1 protein-coding gene is annotated in these 680 nt (G+C 67.8%); it reads right to left on the bottom strand.

What is annotated here, in order from left to right; all coding sequences use genetic code 11:
- The coding region (locus tag EN993_RS36520) for a translocation/assembly module TamB domain-containing protein (RefSeq protein WP_206532499.1) at positions 1–680 on the bottom strand (680 nt) is incomplete at both ends.

A 680-nucleotide genomic window follows, 5' to 3' on the forward strand; every position in this document is an offset into this window, starting at 1 on the left:
TCGTGGTTGCCGTCAGGTTGAGATAGGGCACCAGCGAGCCGGAGAAGCCGACCGTGCCTTCGGTGAAGGTCAGCCGCTTGCCGAGGATCGACAGCCGTCCGCGCTGCAGGGTGAAGGTGCCGACCGCTTGCGGCGACGAGGCCGGGCCGGTCAGCTTGAGCGAGCCGCCGAGTTCGGCATCGACGCCCCTGCCCTGGATGAAGATCTGGTTCGGCGCGTTGACCGTGACATCAAGCGCGAGGCCGGTGCCGCCGCCCTTGCCGCTGGTCGTCGGCGGCCGCAGTGCCTTGTCCTGCGCCTTGACCGCGCCTGGCGCGTTCTTGTGCTTGACGTCGAGCGCCGCCAGCGAGCCAGGCAATTTATCTGGAACGGTGATCACGGTCTTGGCAAGGTTGACGGTGCCGGCAATGACAGGTGCGGATGTCAGCGGTCCCTTGATCGTCAGGTCGCCGCCGAGATTGGCGGTCACCACCCTTCCGTCCGTATAGCGGCCGTCGACCAGCTTGATCGACAGGTCGGCCGGGAAACCCTGCGCCGGGTTGATCCCGACCGTGCCGCTGGCCGACAGGCTGCCGCGCGTCGACAGCGTTCCCGTCAGCCGGTTGATCCTGGCGACGCCGCCGGCGATCGAGACATCGGCGGCGTCGCCAGGATCAACCGGCTGACGGGAACGCTGTCGA

Source organism: Mesorhizobium sp. M7D.F.Ca.US.004.01.2.1, assembly GCF_003997785.1.
GTDB lineage: Bacteria > Pseudomonadota > Alphaproteobacteria > Rhizobiales > Rhizobiaceae > Mesorhizobium > Mesorhizobium loti.